The following is a 22,576-nucleotide window of genomic DNA, read 5'->3' as shown; positions in this document are numbered from 1 at the left end:
GCTTGGGTGACGTTTTCTGCCCCGACGTGGGCGATGTCGTTTGCCCCGATTTGGGTGGTGTTTTCTGCCCCAACTTGGGTGACGTTTTCTGCCCCGACGTGGGCGACGTCGTTTGCCCTGACTTGGGTGGCTTTTTCTGCCCCGGCGTGCGTTGACCCACGATATTGGTATGTCGGGTGAGCGCGGGACGAGCATGACGTGGTGCGTGTTGCTCATCCGCTCCGGCTGCCGGCACCAGGCATTCTACCCCACCGCCAATCAGCTTTTTCAGCCCCATATCCTCCAGCGCGGAGCGGATCACCGCCGCATTGGCCGGATCATGATAGCGCAACAGGGCTTTATGTAACCGCCGCTGGCGATCGCCCTTGGGCACCACCACATCTTCGCTTTTATAATCCACTTTGGCCAACGGGTTCTTGCCGGTGTAATACATGGTAGTGGCGTTAGCCATTGGCGATGGATAGAAATTTTGTACCTGATCGAGGCGAAAACGGTTTTTCTTCAGCCACAGCGCCAAGTTGACCATATCAAGATCCCGGGTTCCCGGATGGGCCGAAATAAAGTAGGGAATTAAATACTGTTTTTTACCGGCTTCGGCGGAGTAGCGATCAAACAACTCTTTGAACCGATGATAACTGCCCATACCCGGTTTCATCATTTTCGCCAGCGGCCCCGACTCGGTATGTTCCGGGGCGATTTTCAGGTATCCGCCCACATGATGGAGCGCCAGTTCCTTGACATAACGCGGATCCTCCACCGCCAGATCGTAGCGTACCCCGGAGGCGATCAGCACTTTTTTGATCCCCTTAATGGCGCGGGCACGGCGATAGAGTTTGATGGTCGGCTCATGATCGGTGTCCATATGAGGACAGATTTCCGGGTAAACACAGGAGGCGCGGCGACAGGTTTGTTCGGCGCGTGGGGATTTGCAGCGCAACATGTACATATTGGCGGTCGGACCGCCCAAATCGGAGATAACGCCGGTAAACGCCGGAACCTTATCGCGGATCTCTTCGATTTCCCGCACGATTGACGCCTCTGAACGGCTTTGAATAATGCGGCCTTCATGCTCGGTAATCGAACAGAACGAACAGCCGCCGAAGCAGCCACGCATAATATTGATCGAAGAGTGAATCATCTCATAGGCCGGAATGGCGGCGTTACCATAGGCCGGATGAGGAACCCGCTGGAACGGCAGCGCAAACACCTGGTCCATCTCCGGTGTAGTCAGCGGGATGGCCGGCGGATTGATCCAGACAAAACGATCGCCGTGCTTTTGCATCAGCGCCCGCGCGCAGCCGGGGTTGGTCTCATGATGCAAAATCCGCGAGGCGTGAGCATACATCACTTTGTCGGCTTTGACCTTTTCATAGGAGGGGAGCAGGACATAGGTCCGCTCCCAGGGCTTGGGTTTAGCCGCGCGCACCGTGACCGATTTGGCCTCGGGCAGGGGCGTTTTGCCATCGGCGCAGGGCAAATCGTCGCCATAAGGATTAAGGATGGGCTCAATGCGGCCGGGTTGATCCAGACGGGTTGAATCCACCCCGCTCCACCCAGGCAGCGCGTCTTTGCGCATCACGGCCGTGTTGCGCACGTCGTGAATATCCCCCACCGCTTCTCCCGCGGCCAATCGATGAGCCAACTCCACCAGTGGTCGCTCGCCGTTGCCGTAGATCAACATATCGGCTTTGGAATCCACCAGCACCGATCGCCGTACCGTATCAGACCAGTAATCATAATGGGCAATCCGCCGCAAGCTGGCTTCAATGCCACCCAAAATCACCGGCACGTCTTTGTAAGCTTCTTTGCAACGTTGGGTGTAGGCCAGGGTGGCGCGATCCGGTCGTTTGCCGGCAACATTGCCCGGTGTGTAGGCATCGTCGTGGCGCAATTTACGATCGGCGGTATAACGATTGATCATGGAATCCATATTGCCGGCGGTCACGCCGAAAAACAGATTCGGTTGGCCCAAACGCATAAAGTCTTGTTTGCTGGTCCAATCAGGCTGGGCAATGATGCCGACGCGAAATCCCTGTGACTCCAGCATACGTCCAACGATGGCCATGCCAAAACTCGGGTGATCGACATAGGCATCACCGCAGACAATAATGATATCGCAGCTATCCCATTCCAGTTGATCCATTTCGGCGCGAGACATCGGCAAAAACGGCGCAACGCCAAAGCATTCCGCCCAATAGGGTGGATAAGAAAACAGGCCGCGTTCGGGTTGGATCAAGCTGGGGGATCCCATACTCACACTCTTAGACAGGTTATTTCGCCGGGCGGTGATTATACCCTCACTGACTAAAATAAGTAGGGATCTTTATCAGGACGATGGGTCGGCCTGTTCGGTAAACCGCCGGAACACGTCCAGGGTTTCTTCGCTGACGTGGTGCTCAAGCCCTTCGGCATCGCGGCGTGCGGTTTCCGGGCTGACGCCGAGCGCCAGGAGAAACGACTCCACCGTCTGGTGACGCTCGCGGCTGCGTAGCGCCATGGCTTCCCCCTCTGGGGTCAGAAACACACCCCGATAGGGCTGCTGGCGGATCAACCCGGCTACGGCAAGGCGTTTAAGCATCTTCGCCACCGTAGGCTGAGAAACGCCGAAACGGGCGGCCAGCTCCACTTGGCGCACTTCGCCATAATCATTGATCAGGTCGGCGATCAGTTCGACATAATCATCCATCAATTCCGAGCGATGGGCGGCCCTAACCTGAAGAAAACCTTGTACATGTTCCTCCACATCCACCAGTTGCGTGGTACGGTTCGGCAAATCGTCTGGTTCAGGGTGGGTCATACTTTTTCCTCATGGGTTACGCTAACACACCATCAGCCGTCGATGGTGCAGCAAAGCATACCATTGTTGTTAAACACGTTGGACTACAAATTGCCCTTGGTTGTCATTGTTCAACCAAGGGTGATGAAACTTTGCCTTTGCTATACAGTATAGCCTATGCTATATATGAGCAATAAATAAGCATCCTGTCGATCTCACCGCGCTGACGTGAACACCTCATGCGCAAGGTCCGACATGCTGTACGGAGCTCAGCGTAATGCCAATAACAACACTGCCATTATCTTCACGGTCTCTGGCCTGGCACCCTTTGGTTGCACTAGCCATCGGGCTCGTCCTGGTTTGTGGTTCAGCCTTGGCGGAGAAAAAATTCACGGTTGTCACCACCTTTACCGTGATTCAGGATCTGGCGCAGAACGTGGCCGGTGACGCCGCAATAGTGGTATCGATTATCAAGCCCGGTGCGGAGATCCATGATTATCAGCCGACCCCGAAGGATATCGTCAAAGCCCAATCAGCGGATTTAATCCTGTGGAATGGTCTGAATCTGGAGCGCTGGTTCACGCGGTTTTTCGATAATATCCACCATGTGCCCTCAGCCGTCGTCAGCGAGGGTATTACGCCACTGCCCATTCGCGCCGGTCCGTATAGCAACAATCCCAATCCTCATGCCTGGATGTCACCCACCAACGCACGGGTCTACGTGGAAAATATTCGTCAGGCTTTGGTGCGCCACGATCCGGCCAATGCCACGACCTATAACCGCAACGCCGCCCTTTATGCGGCCACTATCGCTGCGATGGATGCGCCGCTGCGCGCCAGGTTGGCCAATATACCCGCAGGACAGCGCTGGCTGGTCACCAGCGAGGGCGCATTCAGTTATCTGGCGCGGGACTTCGCCCTGCAAGAAGCCTATTTGTGGCCGGTTAATGCCGACGAACAAGGCACACCCCGGCAAGTGAGCCAGGTGATCGACCGGGTGCGTCAGCACCATATTCCGGTGGTATTTAGCGAGAGCACGGTTTCCGATAAACCCGCCAGACAGGTGGCAAAAGAAACCGGCGCGCACTACGGCGGCGTGCTTTATGTGGACTCCCTCTCCGCCGCCGACGGACCGGTACCCGACTACCTCAGTCTGCTGAACGTGACCATTGATACTATCGCCAAGGGATTTAACCAATGAACGCCCCCGATCACCGGCCGCATTTGCGGGTCGACAAGATTACCGTCACCTATAACAATGGGCATACCGCCCTGCACAACGCCAGCTTTGAACTGACCGGTGGTACCCTTTGTGCCCTGGTGGGGATCAATGGCAGTGGCAAGTCCACCTTATTCAACAGCATTATGGGCATGGTGCGCCCGTCGACAGGCACGGTGACGCTGGATAATCACCCCATGGCCTGGGCGTTGCGTAACAACCTGGTCGCTTATGTGCCGCAAACCGATCAGGTGGATTGGCATTTCCCGGTGCAGGTATCGGACGTTGTGATGATGGGCCGCTACGGCAAAATGTCATTCCTGCGCATCCCTAGCACCGAAGACCGACGCCAGGTCGCACTGGCGTTGGCGCGCGTCGGCATGACGGCGCTTGCCAAGCGCCAAATCGGCGAGCTGTCCGGCGGGCAGAGGAAACGGGTGTTCCTGGCCCGCGCCCTGGCGCAACAAGGTCGCGTGATGCTGCTCGATGAGCCTTTTACCGGAATTGATGTGCACACCGAAAGCGCCATTATCGACCTGTTGATCACCTTGCGCGAAGAGGGCCAACTGATATTGATATCCACCCATAATCTGGCGGCTATACCAGAATTTTGCGATCGGGTGGTACTGATTAACCGCACGGTGCTGGCGGCCGGCCCCACCGACAGCACCTTTACCCAGGAAAATTTGCAACGGGCGTTTGGCGGCGACCTGCGCTACCTGAATCCGGCGCAGTCGCTGTTGCCCACCAAACCAAGATCACCGAGGGCCGAAACGCCGGCAACCTCTCGCGCCACCACGGAGCACGACGTCCGCGCGTCAGAGGCACCGAACACCTGCCGGCGGGTGTTGTAATGCTAGCGCTGTTGGCGGAACCCTTTCACTATGATTATATGCTCAAGGCCATTTGGGTAAGCGCGACTGTCGGTGCGGTCTGCGCCTTCCTTTCCGCCTACCTGATGCTCAAGGGCTGGTCGTTGATGGGTGATGCGCTTTCCCATTCAGTCGTGCCCGGGGTGGCAGGAGCCTACGCGCTGGGTTTGCCGGTGGTGGCCGGGGCGTTTATCAGCGGTATGCTGGCCGCGCTGGTGATGGCGCTGGCACGCCATTATAGCCGGCTGCGCGAAGACGCGATTATCGGCATGGTGTTTACCGCTTTTTTTGCCGCCGGTTTGCTGATTATTTCCTTGAACCCCACATCAGTCAACGTGCAGTCGATCATTTTCGGCAATATTCTGGGCATTGCCGACCAGGATGTGTTGCAGGTGGGGAGCATCAGCGGAGTCTCTTTGGTCGTACTGTGCGTCATCTGGCGGGATTTACTGGCGGTATTTTTTGACGAGCGCCACGCCGTTTCTATTGGGCTTTCGCCGTTGCGGCTGAAAATCATTTTTTTTACCCTGCTTAGCGCCTGCACCGTGGCGGCGTTGCAAACCGTCGGTGCCATCCTGGTGATTGCCATGATGATCACCCCTGGCGCGACGGCGTACCTGCTGACAGACCGTTTTTCGCGGTTGGTTGGCATCGCCATCAGCATGGGTATCTTGACCAGCGCCGGTGGTGCCTGGTTGAGTTATTTTATCGATGGCACCACCGGCGGTGTCATCGTCACGTTGCAAACCCTGGTATTTTTGTTGGCGTTTCTGTTGGCACCCAAATATGGACTTTTGGCCGCCGGCCGACGCCGCACACTGGCGCGAGGTGAGCGTTAATGGTGTGGTTGGAATGGTTGACAACCCCGCTGGGCTTTGGCTTTATGCAACGGGGTATCATCGCCGCCATCGCCACCGGCGTGGTATGCGCTATCCTGTCGTGTTTTCTGGTACTCAAGGGCTGGTCGTTAATGGGTGACGCCATTTCCCATGCCGTTCTTCCGGGCATGGTAGTGGCAATAATCGCTGGTGTGCCGATCGTGGTGGGCGCCTTTGGATCCGGGCTCTTTTGCGCCCTGGCTATTGGTTTTATTAAGGATCGTTGCCGGGTCAAGGAGGACAGCGTAATGGGGATTGTCTTCTCCGGCATGTTCGCTTTGGGACTGGTACTGTTTTCCCGTATCGACACCGACCAACATTTAACCCATATATTGTTTGGCAACATGCTGGGCATCACCACCAGCGAACTGTGGCAAATGCTGGTAATCGCCGCGGTGGTGTCACTGATCGTGCTGGTTAAACGCCATGATGTGTTGTTGTATTGCTTCGACCCGTCCCAGGCCAAAGCGGTGGGAATGTCGGTGAAACGACTGCACTACGGCCTGCTGTGTCTACTGGCATTAACCATTGTCGCTGCATTGCAGGCGGTGGGCGTCATCATGGCCATCGCCATGTTGATTGCACCCGGCGCTACCGCCGTGCTGATTTGCCGTCGTTTTGACCACATGCTGCTGGTGGCGACGTTGGTGTCGGTATTCTCATGTATTAGCGGTACGTTAATCAGTTTTTATATCGACGGCGCCACCGGCCCTTGCATCGTGTTGATGCAGGTCGCGGTGTTTTTCCTGACGCAACTGTGCCGCCTGGCCAACCGAAACCTGCATCCGGCGACGCCGGGATAAACTGCACAACCCTCACCTTTCGACAAGCAACGTTATTTTTTCAAATCCACAGCCATCTGCTTCAGCATACGTTTGTCGATTTTAAACCGTCTCACCGTCAACGCGAGCAACAGATGCAACACCCCGGGAATGACCGTAGACAATAACGTAATTCCCTGTAGTGACGTGGGCGTTTGATTTTCTACCCCGGCCCGATAAGCAATAATCACCAGGGTAATGCTAATAATGGAACCCGCCAGCGCCCACGCAAGTTTGACGAAAAACAGGTTGAAGGCAAAGTTCATGCCCGATGAGCGCACCCCAGATTTCCATTCGCCATAATCATCCGCGAAAGCGACCATGGTGAAGTGTAATGGCAAGGTGAAGCCCAGTGTTACACAGCAGATAAATACCAGCACTAGCCAACAGGTGGTATAGGCTCCTGGAACAAAATAAACCGCAAAATGACTCACTGCCAGCAGCATATTCACCGCAAAATAAATATTTTTCACTTCGAAACGACGGGTAAAAAATTGCACGAAAATCGAGCCGAGAATACCGCCAAACGTCGCCAACCCAAAAAATAACGAGGTGTAGCCAGCGTTGCCATGCAGCACATAGGTAATAAAGTACATTGCCGCCCCACCTTTGGTATTAAAAATACCAATCAGCAGCAGCGACATGAAAAAAGTCAGTATCAACTGATCGTTTTTCCTAATGTTGGCTAGATTTTCCCGAATAACAAACTTATGGCCTGGTTCATTGTGATTACGCTCACGCACACTAAAAAAGCAAAACAGTGACATCAGCACTGCCAGAGAACAGAGAATACCCACTCCCAATGCATAGCCGCGCGCAACGTTGGTACCGCCAAGATGCGTGACCATGAACGGTAACCCCACCGCCACGGCAAAACCCGCACCACCCGATATGGCAAAACGGAAGGATTGGCAGGAAACGACCTCACGCGGGTTATTAGTGATCTTGGATATCAGCGCGCAGTAGGGCACATTGTTCAGTGAATAAAGTAATGACAACAGGAAATAGGTGACAATGGCGTAGACGACCTTCCAATGATAGGCAATATCTGGCACAACAAAGGTCAGAAAACCGATCAAACCAAGAGGTACTGCCGTCCACAGCAAATAGGGCCGGAACTGCCCCCAGCGGGTGAACGTTCGGTCAGCCACAATACCAATCATCGGGTCGGACACCGCATCAAGCACCCGTAAAACCACAAACAATGTCCCGACCAGCGCTGGCGTCAAGCCAAATACATCAGTGTAAAAAAATGTCAAAAAATTACTGATAAGCCCAGTAATTACCGTGCCGCCCGCATCGCCAAAACCATAACCGATTTTTTCGAGTAACGTCATACTGCTGGGCACGGTGGGCTGTTGCACACCGGTCTGTGTTACGATTCTACTTGTCATGCTGTGCTCCGATATATGTAGGGTGAGGGTAGTGCCCGTCTGTGCGGACTGACATGATCAGAAATTGAACAGCGTTAGTGCGTTGGCACCGGCTTTGATAAACAAAGGAATAACGTCGAGTGGCGCGTCGGTGGTGATAGTGACGCCGCCGGGCTGTTGCTGCCCGGTCCAGGCATCAATCCAGTCAGCGCCGTCAGGCAGAAAAACCCGCCGATGTGTTTGGCCGGCGTTCAGTATCGGAGCCACTAACATATCGGCGCCGAACATATACTGATCCTCGCACTGCCAACTTTCTGGCTGTGCCGGAAATTCATAAAACATCGGCCGCATCAGCGGTGCGCCGGTTTCATGGGCCTCGTTCATCAGCATCGTTAAATACGGTCTTAGCGTTTCACGCAATGTCGCATAGCGCTGCAAAATCGTGTAGGTTGCCTCGCCAAAGCTCCAAAGTTCGTTGCCGGCACCGGTATTGCACTGTGCGATACCGTCGCGCCAAGGAATTGATGGCTCGGTTATCGGTTCCCGATGACCATGCATGCGCAGCACCGGACAAAAAACCGCCCACTGGAACCAACGGATCAATAATTCATGGAATTGTGGATCAGTGACATTACCGCCATGAAAACCACCGATATCGGTGGTCCACCAGGAAATACCTGCCATGCCCATATTGAGTCCAGCGCATAGCTGGTTACGCATGGAGGCAAATGACGACTGGATGTCACCAGACCAGACCAAGGCGCCGTAACGCTGACTGCCGGCCCAGGCGCAACGCACCAGACTGACCGGTGCCTCTACCCCTGCGGCTTTCTGCCCGTCAAACACCGCTTGGGTGTAACACAACGGATAAATATTGCCGATTTCTAAGGTATTACCTATGTGATAACGATAATTATCAAAGTCATAGATGCCATATTCTGGCTCAGCCTCATCCAGCCAAAACAAACGCACACCCTGATCAAAATAGTTTCGTTTCAGCGCTTGCCATAGAAATTGCCGAGCGCCCGGGTGTGTGGCATCGATAAACCGCGTGTTGCCAAGGAAATCAAAATTGATATTCAGACCTTTATTGCTATTGACCAAATACCCCTTTTCATTCATTTCGGCGTAATTCTCTGAGCGAACATCCACCGTCGGCCAAACGGACACCATCAGTTCGGTGCCCATAGCCTTTAACTCGTCAATCATACTTTGCGGGTCCGGCCATTCGCGCGCATCAAATCGCCAATCACCCTGTATGGGCCAATGGAAAAAGTCCGCGACAATCACCGCCAGCGGGATCCCGCGCCGTTGGTATTCACGCGCCACTGACAACAATTCATCCTGGGTGCGGTAGCGCAGTTTTGACTGCCAAAGTCCCAGAGCATAATCAGGCATTAACGGCGGTTTTCCGCTAGCAGCGACATAGTTTTTAACAATCGCTGCCGGTGTATCGCCGGCAGTGATCCAGTAATCAATCTGGCGCGCTGCTTCGGCGGTCCAGCGAGTACCGTTTTTAGCAAAGCAGGCTTCACCCACTGCGGGGTTATTCCATAAGAAGCCATATCCCTGATTCGATACGACAAAAGGCACGCTAGCCTGTGAATTTCGCTGTGCCAGTTCAAGAATGCTGCCTTTTAAATCCAGAAATGACTGCTGATATTGCCCCATGCCATACAGTTTTTCCTCGCAATGTGGCTCAAAGCGAACCGAGATACGATAAGCATCCCCAGCTAGTGGTTTAAACTCCCTGCCGGATATTTTCAGCGCGCTGATAGTCTTATTAAATCCATCGTCCCAAAATTTTTCACCATTATCCCTTTGCCGCCACATCTCCGCTAATAATAGACGCCCCTCTTGATTATGAAATTGAACCCGGCCTTGCTGATCAACGGTTACATGTATCTTGCCATTAATCATGGTGATGCTATGTTCGTTTTGTACAAACGTGGGGATAATATCAGCCGCGGGCAACAGCGCCCAAAGGTCGTCCCCACGGCATTCACCTGTTAGGGAAGCACGCACTCGCAGGCTATCGTCACCCCAGGCAATAATAGTTAATGATTGGCCGTTGTATGACCATGTCAGCGTATTGCCTTCGATCCGTAATGTATTCATTCATTTATCCCTATAAGGGTAATTTAAATATTAAAGAGGGTGGTTATAATTAAAGCGGAAACGTTTACGACTATGATTTCAATGTTAGAATCAGTCAACGGAAACGTTTACGTAAAAATGTATTTATTCTCGTTTTGTGATCAATGTAATAAAGTCACGGGTAGTAAATCATTTCATTTCATGCCCATTCTGCCAAAACGGGTATTAAAGCAAATATCTACTATTAAATAGCAAATTTATGCATATAATAAGTCAGTAATTTATGTAGGATCATGAAATGAATATCAAAGAATTTTCTCGTCATTTAAATTTATCCATAGCCACCGTTTCCCGAGCGCTAAACAATTCCACCGAAGTCAGTACCGCTACCCGGCGCAAAGTGTTAGAGGAAGCACAGCGGTTGGGTTATTCAGCCAATGCGGCAGGACGAAACTTGCGTAAAGGTAAAGCGGAGACCATCGCCCTGCTATTGCCAAGTGATAACCAGGATAATTTCTACACTGCCTCGTTCTTTATGAAGATTTCCAGGCGACTGCAGCAGGTTCTACTGGAGCATTCCATGGATATGGTGCTACACATGGCGCAGGATGTGAGGGAAGAACAGGTTTGGCTGACTAAGGTTATCAGCCAACGTAAAGCTGACGCCGTGATCCTTACCGACACCTTGGTACATGACAGTAGAATTTCTTTTTTGCAGCAACATCATTTTCCGTTCGTGACGCTTGGTCGCAGCGAAACCTTAGCGGGAGCATTTAATTGGGTGGATATGGATTTTTCCCAGATGGCTGACACCGCGACCACGCAAGCAATAGCCAAAGGTTATCGTCATATTGCACTGGTGACCCTGGGGCGAGACAGCATGCAAGGTAAATGCTTTGTCGACAGCTACCGCCAGTGTCTGCAACGCCACGGTCTGCCGGTGCGCGAAGACATTATTTTCCAGGGGGATATTGGCGAGCAGACCGGTTATTTGTCCATGGATCATTTTTTATCGTTATCCGAAAGACCGGATTATGTCATTTTTATCAATGATATACAGATAGTTGGCGCTTACCACCGTCTGCGTTGCCAAGGTCTTGACCCCGAACGCGATATCGCCATGAATTGTGGTGTGGTGAGTAGTGATGTTTCATCGTTTCTGACACCGGCACCAACAGGGTTTGTCGTCAACCACGCTGAACTGGGTGAGGTATTGGCGCATTCCGTTCTTCATGCCATAAAGTGTTGTGAACCACCAATGCAAACGCTGGTGTCACTCACAAGGAACGATACGTTAAGCCACGAGCCGGTAATGGCTATGCCGCAGTCAACTGATTACCCCAAGCGTTAAGCAACGCCAATATTTGGCGCCACGTAATGCTTGGTATGTGCAAAGCCATAACGGTTTACTGTTTCTGGCACCAGTTACGCTGTGCGACGATGCCACCGTCCGGCGAGGTATAACCGATGCAGCCCAAAATGCTGTCAAACAGTTTTTCGTGAAATACCGGTGTTTTAGCCGCCGCCAGGGTGCGCAACTGCGCAAAGGCCGCCTGGTGATCGGGCTCTTTGAGAAAGCGGTTTGACGCCCAGACCATAATGGGAATACTGCGCTGTTCTATCGGCGCCCGATCCCGCGGCGTTCCGTGAAAATGCATATTCTTCGAAATCGATTCACCATGATCCGAGGCGTAAAACACAATCGCATTGCGATCGCGCAGTTGGTTAAACACCTGTTCAAGAAAATAATCGGTATACAGCAGGCTATTGTCGTAGGAATTAATCAGTTCCTCGGTAGAGCACTGATCATCAATGCCCTGGCATTCAGGCTGGTAGCGGGCAAACTCACGCGGATAGCGTTCCGTATACAGATAATGTGAACCCTTGGTATGCAGGATAATCAAATGCTTCCCCTGAGGATGACGCGCCACGGAATCGTGTAATTCGCTCACCAACGCCATATCGTCCACCGGTTTACCGGCATTGCGTTTTTCCGCCTGGATAGTTTCGCGCAGGGCATAATTATCTGCCATTACCTTATTGTAAAACCACGCCTCACTTTGCATGGAAAACAGCTCCGAGCTGAATCCTTGTTTTTTGAGCACCGAAAATACGTTCATCTCTTTTAACGTGCGCTGCGGCGCTTCGGACGCCCCACCCTCGCGCACAAACATGCAGCGCAAGGAAAGCTTGGTTGAGGTATCGCAGGAGTATCCCTGCAATAAGGCCAGATTGGGTTCTTTAGCCAGATTAGGGGTGGTGTCGCGCTGGTAGCCGTATACCCCCAGATGATCACGGCGCGCGCTTTCGCCGATGATAAACACCACATACATGTCGTTGATATCCTTGGGCGCGACATAGGTAAAATGCGCGGCAGGATCAAATAGGTTGCGACTGTCCTCGGACTGGCTATAAGAGCTGTAGATCAACAAACCCAAGGCCGACAGCCAGTTTGAGGGAGAATAGGTGCCGGCCACCACGCCACCATAGCTGGCCATGGTACGGTTATTGAGCCGATCGTGTTGATCTTGCACCTTGCCCATCAGTTTTAGCGGCACCCAGCAGCAAGCAGCGGCAGTCAGGATCAACAGTGCTTTTTTGACCATCTTGCGCGGGTTGGTTTTGCTGAACGCCGCTTCCGTCATCGGTGAAAGCCAAATCAGCACCAGCGGTACCAAACTGACCAGCACCATCCATAGGGCAAAATGATAACCCACCGATTCTTTGGAAAGATCCACGTCAGTGGTCATCACCGCAGCCAAAATGCCATAGCCGATATCAACGTTAAATAACACCATGTAATAGCTGGCGGCCACCGAACTGAGCACCAGCAGGGTCATCAAGACCCGATAGCAGATTTTACCAAACAGTGACAGTAGCAATCCCAGCAGAAACACCAACGAAAACAACGCCAGAATCTCGATAGAAATCGATAATACATGATCATATTGCAGGTGTTGGTAGCGGCGAATCAGGATGGGTATGTTAAGTCCAACCCCGATATATAAGGCAACAAATAGGGAAATTTTGAGTTGGGTCCATTGTATAAGTGTTCTCATTAAATACTTTATTCTCTATTTGGCTTATGAATAATCTGCCGTCTTATTATGGTGATTGTCGGACAAACAAATGCCCCACTAGGTTCCCTTGGGTCAGCTTGCGAAGAGCATTATGATGTAACAGTACATGTTTTCTTACGAATACGCGGAAAAATAATCGACCCTGATCCGCCGCGGTGCTTTACCGTGGCGGATCAGGGCCGGGAAGGGGAAGACACTATCGTCAAAAAAATTTATTGATAAGCGTCTATCGGCACACAAGAGCAGAACAGGTTCCGATCGCCATAAACATCATCCAGGCGTTTTACACTTGGCCAGTATTTATCGCTATAACCGCTCGGAAATGCCGCCGTCTCCCGGCTGTAGGGATGTGACCACTCCCCTGCCAGCTCGCGCTCAATGTGCGGCGCATTCACCAACGGGTTATCCGCCAACGGCCACTCGCCGCTGGCTACCCGTTCGATTTCGCCACGAATCGCCAACATGGCGTTTATAAAACGATCCAGCTCCACCTGGCTTTCCGATTCAGTCGGTTCCACCATCAGCGTGCCCGCGACCGGGAAAGACATGGTTGGCGCGTGGAAACCATAGTCAATCAGGCGTTTGGCAATATCCATTTCACTGATACCGCTGTGTTCCTTTATCGCCCGGATATCCAGAATACATTCATGGGCCACCCGTCCGCCCCGGCCGGTATACAGCACCGGGTAAGCCGACTGCAAACGGCTGGCGATATAGTTGGCATTAAGGATAGCGACCTGACTGGCCTGCTTGAGCCCCTCGGCACCCATCATACGGATATACATCCAGCTGATCGGCAAAATGGAGGCACTGCCGAAGGGGGCCGCGCTGACCGCACCCTGTTGAGTCAACACGCCGTCGATGCGCACCACTGAATGTCCAGGGACAAACGGCGCCAAATGCGCTTTAACCCCGATGGGCCCCATGCCTGGCCCACCGCCGCCGTGGGGTATACAAAAGGTTTTATGCAAATTCAGATGGGAAACGTCAGCGCCGATAAATCCCGGCGACGTGATGCCGACCTGGGCGTTCATGTTTGCGCCGTCCAGATAGACCTGGCCGCCGTATTGATGAACGATTTGGCACACTTCGCGAATGGTTTCCTCATATACCCCATGGGTGGAAGGATAGGTCACCATGATACACGACAGCCGATCGCCAGCCTGTTCAGCCTTTTGCCGTAAATCATGCAAATCAATATTACCGTGTTTATCGCAGGCCACTACCGTCACCGACATGCCGGCCATTTGCGCCGATGCCGGATTGGTACCGTGGGCGGAGCTGGGGATCAGGCAAATCTTGCGGGCGCCGTCGTTGCGGCTTTCGTGGTAACGACGGATCGCCAGCATGCCGGAGTATTCCCCTTGAGCGCCGGAGTTGGGCTGCATGCACAGCGCATCATAGCCCGTCAGCTGTACCAGCCAACGCGACAGTTGGGCGATCATCTGCTGATAGCCTTCAGCTTGCTCGGTGGGACAAAACGGGTGCAACTCGGCGAATTCGGGCCAGGTGATGGGAATCATCTCGGCGGCAGCGTTAAGTTTCATGGTGCAGGAACCTAACGGGATCATCGCTTGATTAAGCGCCAGATCTTTGCGTTCCAACCGATGCATATAACGCATCATTTCGGTTTCGCTATGGTAGCGATTAAACACCGGATGCGTGAGGATAGGCGTGGTGCGCAGCAATGGCGCAGGGATCACCTCATCCACGGCGGCGTCCAGTGCGCTTATATCTAACGGCCGATCATCACCGGTCAACACGTTAAAGAGCGAAACAATATCTTCACGACAGGTGGTTTCATCCAGGGTGATACCCACCGCGCCGGCCAAATCGCTACGCAGGTTAACCCCGCGCGCCAGTGCACGCTGTATCACCGCAACTTTATCGGCCACATCCACGGTCAGCGTATCGAACCAGCAGGCAAACCGCGGTTTCAGACCCGCTGCCGTCAGACCAGCGGCCAGGATAGAGGTCAAGCGGTGAATACGCCCGGCAATGCGTTTGAGACCGTCTGGTCCGTGGTATACCGCATACAGGCCGGCAATATTGGCCAGTAACACCTGAGAGGTACAAATATTGGAATTGGCCTTTTCGCGACGGATATGTTGCTCGCGAGTCTGCATCGCCATGCGCAGCGCAATGCCGCCGGCAGCGTCGCGGGACACGCCGATAATCCGTCCCGGCATGGATCGTTTCACTTCATCGCGGGCGGCAAAAAATGCCGCGTGCGGCCCGCCGTAACCCATAGGCACACCAAAGCGCTGGGACGAACCAAACACCACGTCGGCCCCTTGGGCACCTGGTGCGGCCAACCATACCAACGTCATCATATCAGCGGCCACGCAACTGATGATTTTGCCGGTTTTCAGTTCGGCCAACAGGGTGCGGTAATCATGCAACTCCCCGGTGGTACCGATCTGCTGCAGCAACACGCCAAATACGCCGTTTAGCGCTAAGGCGTCGGCCGGTTTACCGACCACAATATCAAAACCGAAGGTCGTCGCACGGGTGCGCACCACATCCAGGGTTTGCGGGTGTACGTCATCGGCCACGAAAAAAACATTCGCGGCTTTAAGCTTGCTGGCACGTTTGGCCAGCGCCATGGCTTCAGCAGCGGCGGTGGCTTCATCTAATAGCGACGCTGAAGCAATATCCAGGCCGGTCAGGTCGAGGGTCAACTGCTGAAAATTAAGCAGTGCTTCCAGACGCCCCTGGGACACTTCAGGCTGATAAGGGGTATAGGCGGTATACCAGCCCGGATTTTCCAGCATATTACGCAGGATCACCGGCGGGGTGATCACCGCACTGTATCCCATGCCAATGTAGGTTTTGTAACGTTGATTAAGGCCGGCTATGGCCTTTAACTCCGCTAGCGCCTGTGCTTCCGTTGCCGCATCCCCTACCGCGGGAGGGGCTGAAAGTTGAATATCAGCCGGAACGATTTGTTTGATTAAGGCATCAAGCGTATCGGCGCCAATAGCCGCCAACATTTGCGCCTGTTGCTGTGCGCCAGGGCCAATATGGCGCTCGATAAAGGCACCATTATGTTCTAGCTGGCTGAGAGTTTGGGTCATAAACAACACTTCCTGCATCGGGCATGGAACGGGGAATTATATGAATCACTGCCCCGGCACAGAGCCGGGGCGCGCGGGTTAGTCTTCATCCTCAATGGTGGCCTCGTAGGCCTCGGCATCGAGTAACGCATCAACTTCACTTTCGTCGCTGGCTTTGATACGGAATAACCAGCCGTCGGTATAAGGTGCGCTATTAACCAGTTCCGGCGACGCTTCAAGCTCGTCGTTCACCTCGACGATTTCACCGGCGATAGGCGCATAAATGTCCGATGCCGCTTTGACTGATTCGGCTACCGCGCAATCATCGCTGGCAGCGAAATCGGTGCCCACTTCCGGCAAATCGATAAACACCATATCACCGAGCAACTCTTGGGCATGTTCGGTAATGCCAACGGAATAAATGCCTTCGCCTTCATAACGCACCCACTCGTGGGAGGTGGTATATTTTAGATCTTTCGGCACATTGCTCATTGCCTTCCTCTCTATTGCAAAGTTGATTATTGAACGACCGGTTTACCCGCGCGGACAAAACCAGGTTTGGTGACCTTAACCGGCATTTCGCGGTTACGGATTAATACAATAGCCTGCTCGCCAATACCGGCGGGTACACGGGCCAGAGCGATACTAAAGCCTAAGGTTGGCGAGAAAGAACCGCTGGTGATCACGCCGGTTTTCATATTACCGGCAGCGTCGGTAAAGTGCACGGTAAGGTCGTTGCGCAATACCCCTTTTTCGGTCATGACCAGACCGACCAGTTGTTCGGTACCGTCGATCCGCTGCGTTTCCAGCGCCGATCGGCCGATAAAATCACGATCTTCCGGCAGCCACGCAATGGTCCAACCCATATTGGCGGCCAGCGGCGAAATGCGTTCGTTCATCTCCTGTCCGTAGAGATTCATGCCTGCTTCCAGGCGCAGCGTATCACGCGCGCCTAATCCGCAAGGTTTGACGCCCGCCGTCAGCAGTCGCTGCCAGAACGCCGCCGCATCCGTCTTCGGTAAGGCGATTTCAAATCCGGCTTCGCCGGTATAGCCGGTGGTGGCAATAAACAGATCACCTGATTGAACGCCAAAAAATGGCTTCATCCCGGCCACCGCCGCCTGCTGCTCAGGGTCAAACAAGGTGCGGGACTTTGACTGAGCCTGCGGTCCTTGGACGGCAATGAGCGCCAAATCATCACGAACCTTGACCTCGACGTTAAAGGGTTGTGCGTGATCGCTCACCCAGGCCACGTCTTTTTCACGCGTGGCGGAGTTCACCACCAGACGGTAGTCGGTTGGGCTGAGGAAATAGACGATCAGATCATCAATCACGCCACCGGAGGCGTTAAGCATGCCGCTATAAAGCGCTTTGCCCGGCACGGTAAGTTTGGCAACGTCGTTGGCCAGTAGATAACGCAGGAAATCGCGGGTACGGGGACCGTGCAAGTCGATAATGGTCATATGGGACACATCAAACATGCCGGCGTCGCGCCGCACCTGGTGATGTTCTTCCAGCTGTGAACCATAGTGCAGCGGCATCATCCACCCATGGAAATCCACCATTTTTGCGCCGCACGCAACGTGCTGTTCATATAACGATGTCAGCTGGGCCATCTGTTCCTCTTTAATCTTCGATTCAGGCGCATTAAAACGCGATGTGTCGCTACGCCTTGGTCATAAACCGGGCGTGCGCAAACGATACCTTTGGCCAGAAGTTACCACCTAATCATCAGGGAAACCATAAATTAAATTAGGGTAGTGGCATCAGGGACCGCAGGGGGATGAAGTGGTCTTATCAGGATATTATGCTAGTAAAATAGTTATTGCGACGCACAAACCATAACACCGAGCGCTGTAACGCCAAATATGATAACAATAATTGCTGCATACAGCGTCGGGAAAAGGCAGTGAAACCCGTCTGACATTAGAAAATGTAAGGCAAATATTGAGGTTAAATTAGATTATTTCAGTCAATGATACCCTATTGCAACCACCCCGGCAGGTCGTTAAGGCCCATCGCTTGGCGGATTAAGCGCGGTTTAACACCCGGCAGCGTATCGGCTAGGCGCAACCCCGCATCCCGCGCCCATTTTTTCAACGGATGGTTGCCGTCGAACAGTTGGCGGAAGCCTTCCATACTGCCCAGCATTAAGGCGGCACTGTGTTTGCGACGGCGTTCATAACGGCGCAGGTAGGGATAATGTCCGATATCTTTACCTGCTTGTTGCAGGCGGCGCAACTGGGACAAGAGCTCGGCAACATCCATGAATCCCAGGTTAACCCCCTGCCCGGCCAAAGGATGCACCGTGTGGGCCGCATCGCCGACCAATACGAGGCGATGGGCGGCAAAATCGCGCGCATAGCGGGCGGTAAGCGGGAACGTCAGGCGTTCACTGCGCAGTTCGCACAATCCCAACCTCAAATCAAAATGCCGCGCCAACTGCGCGTTAAATTCAGCCGCCGGCATGACCAACAAACGCGCGGCATCCGCCGGCGGTAACGACCAGACGATAGAGCACAGATCCGGCTGACTCAGCGGCAGGAAAGCCAGGATGCCGTCACCGTGGAACGCTTGACGGGCAATGCCGCCGTGTGGGCGGGCGGTGCGAATCGTGGCGACCAAGGCATGATGCTGATAATCGCGGAAGGTCAGGGGAATGTTGGCATAGTTGCGCAGCCACGAATGGGCACCGTCCGCACCCACCACCAGCCGTGCGGTAAGCATCCGACCGTCATCAAGCGTAATAAACGCCTCGTTTTCGCCCCAAGCCACCTGCTGCAACGCCGCAGGACAAAACACGCTCACCTCGGCCGACCGGTCGGCCCGCTGCCATAACGCCTGATGAATGATCGGATTTTCGACGATATGGCCCAGTTGGGCATACCCCAGTGCGCCACCATCAAAGGCAATTTTACCAAAGCTGTTGTTATCCCAGACCTCCATGCCGACATAAGGCGCGGCGCGTTGGGCGACGATGTCGTCCCAAACCTGCACATGTTCGAGCAGGCGCTGGCTGGCGGCGTTGATGGCCGAGACCCGCAGTGCTGGGCTATGCGCCGGGGGAATCGCTTGTGGCACTTGCCGTTCCACCACAGCCACCCGCATCCCGCTGCCCTGTAGCCCACAGGCCAGCGCCAGCCCAACCATGCCGCCGCCGTTAATTACCACGTCAAATGCTTGCATACTCGGAAAATCCTTATCAGCGAACTGGGGTTAACGCGCAACCCAGCCTAATGTTTGCCGCGCCAGCGCGTCGCGCAGGGTGGATGAAGAGGCCATGGATATCAGGCCAAGGTTACGCGCGATGACCAACGGAAAATACCGGTTGGCAAACAAGCGAATCAAACCATCAGTAACCCCTACCGTGGCAGTCTGATCGGGTAACCGACGTTGCTGATAGCGTTGCAACGTCCGGTAATCGCCGAGATCCTCCCCCTGGTAGGTCGCGGCAGCCAATGTTTGTGCCAGCGTCATCACATCACGCATGCCCAAATTAAAACCTTGTCCGGCAATCGGATGCAGTGTTTGAGCGGCATTGCCCACCAGTGCCAGACGGTGGCCAATGTGTCGGATGGCGCTGCGCAATTGCAACGGATAACACTGTCGTGTCCCAACGGCGGTAATGCGCCCCAAGCGCCAGCCAAACTCGCGTTGCAGCAGCTCGATAAAATGCGCGTCGCTCCAGGCATCAACTTCTTCGTGCCTGGATATGGGAAGGCACCAGACCAGCGAACTGCGTCCGCCAGACATGGGCAGCAAAGCCAGCGGCCCGTGCTCGGTAAAACGTTCAAACGCCCGGCCCGCATGAGGCTGTGCAGTACTGACATTGGCGATGATCGCCATTTGCTGGTAGTCACGTTGCTGCCATTGCATATTGCAGATGCGCGCCGCCACAGAGTGGGAACCGTCTGCCGCGACCAGCAATTGTCCGGTAAGTTGCTCACCGGTATTGAGCGTTGCCAACAACCGGTCCCGCTGCCGGTCAATGCCCGTCAGGAGGGCAGGACAATGCAATCTGACCCCTGGCGCCTGGCGTAACAGCGCAAACAGCCGCTGTCCCACATCGTGCAATTCCACCACATAACCCAAGGCCGGCAGACGATAATCTTGCGCCGACAACTGTACCTGGCCAAGATGGCCGCGATCGGTCACCTGCACCTGGGTAATGGGCGTGGCGCAGGATTGCAACGATGGCCACACGCCGATGTCGGTAAGCTGCTGGCAGGTTCCTTGGGCCAACGCGATAGCGCGGGAGTCAAAACCCGGATGCGCCCGGCTTTCCGGCGCAGCGGCTTCCACCAGATCAATGGCCAGCCTGCCGCCGGTCATATGGGATAAGGCTAACGCCAACGTGGCGCCGGTCATGCCACCACCAATAATGATTACCGACATCGTTAGCGCGCCGCTGCCATCAACGCTTCAATCGCGTCAGGGTCTTTCACCACTGAATCCGTCAAATTACTATTGCCTTGTTCTGTAATGACAATATTGTCTTCGATGCGGATGCCGATACCACGATATTGCTCGGGCACATCGGCATTGAGCGGGATGTAGATACCCGGCTCAATGGTCAGCACCATGCCGGGTGCCAGGATCCGCCCCCGTTCAGGAGTGCCGTAATCCCCCACATCATGAACATCCAACCCCAGCCAGTGGCTTAAACCGTGCATGAAAAATTGCCGGTGTGCCTGGGCGGCGATCAGCGCGTCGACCTCACCTTGCATGACACCCAGTTTCACCAGTCCGCTCACCATGATACGGACCGCCTGTTCGTTCACCTCGCGAATACTGACGCCAGGCCTGAACTGTTGCAGTGAATGTTCCAGCATCGCCAGCACAAGCGTATAAATCGCCCGCTGAGCGACGGTGAATTTGCCATTTACCGGGAAGGTTCGCGTAATGTCGCCGGCATAACCTTCAAGTTCACACCCGGCGTCAATCAACACCAGATCACCGTCGCGCATTGGTGTCTCATTTTCCGTGTAATGCAGAATACAGCCGTTTTCGCCGCTACCGACAATCGTGTTGTATGAGGGAAAACGCGCGCCATGCCGAGTGAACTCATGCAAGATCTCCCCTTCCAACTGATATTCATACTGGCCAGGTAGGCAATATTGCATGGCCCGGGTATGTCCCAGCGCGCTAATTTCGCCGGCACGGCGCATGATAGCCAGTTCCTCGTCAGACTTAAACAACCGCAGTTCATGTACCCAAGGGCGCCAGTCAATCATCGCGGCGGGTGCACTCAGCTGCTGACGGTAACCGCTGCGCAGGGTATCGAGCGCGTTAAACACCAGCGTATCGGCAAAGTCGTATTCGCCTTGCGCGTGATAAACCACATCCAGCCCGTTGAGCAGCAGGTGCAACTGTTGAGCCATCTCCGCCCATGGCAGTGAGCGATCCACGCCCAATGCGGCTGGGGCCGCCTCCTGCCCCAACCGGCGGCCAAACCAGGTTTCGGCGCTGAGATCGCGCACCCGATTAAACAGCACGCTATGGTGATGACTTTCGTCGCTTTTTATCAGTATCAAGGCCGCTTCCGGCTCATTGAAGCCGGTAAAATACCAAAAATCGCTGTTTTGACGATAAGGATATTCACTGTCGGCATTACGCGTCGCCACCGGGGCAGCAAAAATAACGGCCGCGCTGGCCGGGGCCATTTTTGCCAACAATGCCTGACGACGGCGTAAATATTCTTGTTGTGTCATCACTCTCTCTCTTACGGTAAGGAAAAATTTACAGGTATAGATAGCGCTTAGTGTAGCGTCGGTCGGGAATTGTCCGGCACATCAGTCTGCTCGGGATGGGTAAAACTGTTATGGCAAAGGATGGCCGCCATACGGACGTATTCGCCGACTTCTTCCAATGACTGGGCCAGTTCTTCTTGATCCTCATCCTCATCGTAGCCCAAGCGGCCAATATTCCGTAGGTCGTCAATGGCTTCTTTTAATTCGCCCTTGACCTTATCCAACTTGGGTTGGACCATTCCCAGCCCCAGCAAAAAATGGTTTACCCAACCCGCCAGGGCATCAACCCGGGCAAATACCGTCGCGTTGTCGTCATCCGGCAACAACATCTGGAACATGAATTCCCCGTCAGCGAGGGAGTGCGCGGTAGCCTCATGCAACTGACGCAGTGGATCGGCCAGGGTTTGCGAAAAGGCAAGTCCTTCGTTGGTCAGCTCATGCACCATGGTCTGCCAGCTGTGGTCCTCATTGCCGCCGCACAGCAGGCCGCTTATCAGTCCATGCATCTCGGCTGCTGTCAGCGCTACCGCTTGTTGATTGAGCATTTGGTCGAGCTTCTCGTAGTTCGGAAAGGTATTTTGTATAGACATGCGCTATCATCATCGTTGGCAGGATAAGTTCGTGTTATGCTACCACCAAGGTCAGATAGGGTAT

The 22,576-nt window shown here is 54.0% G+C and carries 16 protein-coding genes and 1 pseudogene; 5 read left to right on the top strand and 12 right to left on the bottom strand.

All coding sequences use genetic code 11. From position 1 onward, the window contains the following. Positions 1-100 precede the first annotated feature (100 nt). Positions 101-2,251, bottom strand: a pseudogene (locus SJI19_RS14570) (YgiQ family radical SAM protein); the annotation flags it as partial. Between the two features lie 75 nt (positions 2,252-2,326). Further along, positions 2,327-2,797: a manganese-binding transcriptional regulator MntR gene (gene mntR / locus SJI19_RS14565; protein ID WP_323478984.1), complete on the bottom strand. Its 471-nt coding sequence runs from the start codon at positions 2,795-2,797 to the stop codon at positions 2,327-2,329. A gap of 256 nt (positions 2,798-3,053) precedes the next feature. Between mntR and SJI19_RS14560 the strand changes: the two genes are divergently transcribed. Genes SJI19_RS14560 through SJI19_RS14545 form a run of 4 tightly spaced genes read left to right on the top strand, consistent with a single transcriptional unit; the run spans position 3,054 to position 6,548 of the window. After that, complete coding sequence (locus SJI19_RS14560; protein ID WP_323478983.1) at positions 3,054-3,977, top strand: metal ABC transporter substrate-binding protein; 924 nt, start codon at positions 3,054-3,056, stop codon at positions 3,975-3,977. Further along, positions 3,974-4,849, top strand: coding sequence for a metal ABC transporter ATP-binding protein (locus SJI19_RS14555; protein WP_323478982.1), 876 nt, complete (start codon positions 3,974-3,976; stop codon positions 4,847-4,849). The genes SJI19_RS14560 and SJI19_RS14555 overlap by 4 nt, the downstream gene beginning before the upstream one ends. After that, the gene (locus SJI19_RS14550; protein ID WP_323478981.1) at positions 4,849-5,706 is read left to right on the top strand and encodes a metal ABC transporter permease; all 858 of its coding nucleotides are present in this window, start codon (positions 4,849-4,851) and stop codon (positions 5,704-5,706) included. Before SJI19_RS14555 ends, SJI19_RS14550 begins: the two co-directional genes overlap by 1 nt. Then, complete coding sequence (locus SJI19_RS14545) at positions 5,706-6,548, top strand: metal ABC transporter permease (RefSeq protein ID WP_323478980.1); 843 nt, start codon at positions 5,706-5,708, stop codon at positions 6,546-6,548. The genes SJI19_RS14550 and SJI19_RS14545 overlap by 1 nt, the downstream gene beginning before the upstream one ends. 32 nt (positions 6,549-6,580) lie before the next feature. Here SJI19_RS14545 and SJI19_RS14540 read toward each other — a convergent pair whose 3' ends face one another. Continuing rightward, positions 6,581-7,960, bottom strand: coding sequence for an MFS transporter (locus SJI19_RS14540; RefSeq protein ID WP_323478979.1), 1,380 nt, complete (start codon positions 7,958-7,960; stop codon positions 6,581-6,583). 57 nt (positions 7,961-8,017) lie between these two features. After that, the gene (locus SJI19_RS14535) at positions 8,018-10,057 is read right to left on the bottom strand and encodes a glycoside hydrolase family 31 protein (protein ID WP_323478978.1); all 2,040 of its coding nucleotides are present in this window, start codon (positions 10,055-10,057) and stop codon (positions 8,018-8,020) included. A 277-nt stretch (positions 10,058-10,334) separates the two neighbouring features. On the opposite strand from SJI19_RS14535, the gene SJI19_RS14530 reads away from it, so the two are divergent. Next, complete coding sequence (locus SJI19_RS14530) at positions 10,335-11,387, top strand: LacI family DNA-binding transcriptional regulator (RefSeq protein ID WP_323478977.1); 1,053 nt, start codon at positions 10,335-10,337, stop codon at positions 11,385-11,387. Between the two features lie 55 nt (positions 11,388-11,442). On the opposite strand, the gene eptB is transcribed toward SJI19_RS14530, so the two are convergent. The 8 genes from eptB to SJI19_RS14490 all read right to left on the bottom strand — a co-directional run bounded on the left by eptB (position 11,443) and on the right by SJI19_RS14490 (position 22,512). After that, on the bottom strand, positions 11,443-13,095 hold the full coding sequence (eptB, locus tag SJI19_RS14525) for a kdo(2)-lipid A phosphoethanolamine 7''-transferase (protein ID WP_323478976.1): 1,653 nt from the start codon (positions 13,093-13,095) through the stop codon (positions 11,443-11,445). Positions 13,096-13,328: 233 nt separating this feature from the next. Beyond that, entirely contained in the window at positions 13,329-16,193 is a 2,865-nt protein-coding gene (gcvP, locus tag SJI19_RS14520; protein WP_323478975.1) for an aminomethyl-transferring glycine dehydrogenase, read from the bottom strand. A 78-nt stretch (positions 16,194-16,271) separates the two neighbouring features. Further along, complete coding sequence (gene gcvH, locus SJI19_RS14515) at positions 16,272-16,664, bottom strand: glycine cleavage system protein GcvH (RefSeq protein ID WP_323478974.1); 393 nt, start codon at positions 16,662-16,664, stop codon at positions 16,272-16,274. A 26-nt stretch (positions 16,665-16,690) separates the two neighbouring features. Continuing rightward, positions 16,691-17,788 carry a glycine cleavage system aminomethyltransferase GcvT gene (gene gcvT / locus SJI19_RS14510; protein WP_323478973.1) on the bottom strand — a complete coding sequence of 366 codons (1,098 nt, stop codon included), beginning with the start codon at positions 17,786-17,788 and terminating at the stop codon, positions 16,691-16,693. A gap of 367 nt (positions 17,789-18,155) precedes the next feature. Then, positions 18,156-19,358 carry an FAD-dependent 2-octaprenylphenol hydroxylase gene (ubiI, locus tag SJI19_RS14505; RefSeq protein ID WP_323478972.1) on the bottom strand — a complete coding sequence of 401 codons (1,203 nt, stop codon included), beginning with the start codon at positions 19,356-19,358 and terminating at the stop codon, positions 18,156-18,158. A 30-nt stretch (positions 19,359-19,388) separates the two neighbouring features. Further along, entirely contained in the window at positions 19,389-20,567 is a 1,179-nt protein-coding gene (gene ubiH / locus SJI19_RS14500; RefSeq protein ID WP_323478971.1) for a 2-octaprenyl-6-methoxyphenyl hydroxylase, read from the bottom strand. A 2-nt stretch (positions 20,568-20,569) separates the two neighbouring features. Continuing rightward, positions 20,570-21,883 carry a Xaa-Pro aminopeptidase gene (gene pepP, locus SJI19_RS14495; protein ID WP_323478970.1) on the bottom strand — a complete coding sequence of 438 codons (1,314 nt, stop codon included), beginning with the start codon at positions 21,881-21,883 and terminating at the stop codon, positions 20,570-20,572. A 47-nt stretch (positions 21,884-21,930) separates the two neighbouring features. Next, a complete protein-coding gene (locus SJI19_RS14490; RefSeq protein ID WP_323478969.1) occupies positions 21,931-22,512 on the bottom strand; it encodes a YecA family protein in 582 nt (193 codons plus the stop codon). Between the last annotated feature and the right edge of the window lie 64 nt (positions 22,513-22,576).

It is taken from the genome of Acerihabitans sp. TG2 (assembly GCF_035013185.1).
GTDB lineage: Bacteria > Pseudomonadota > Gammaproteobacteria > Enterobacterales > Enterobacteriaceae > Acerihabitans.
This window is presented reverse-complemented; position numbering and strand designations above follow the sequence as displayed.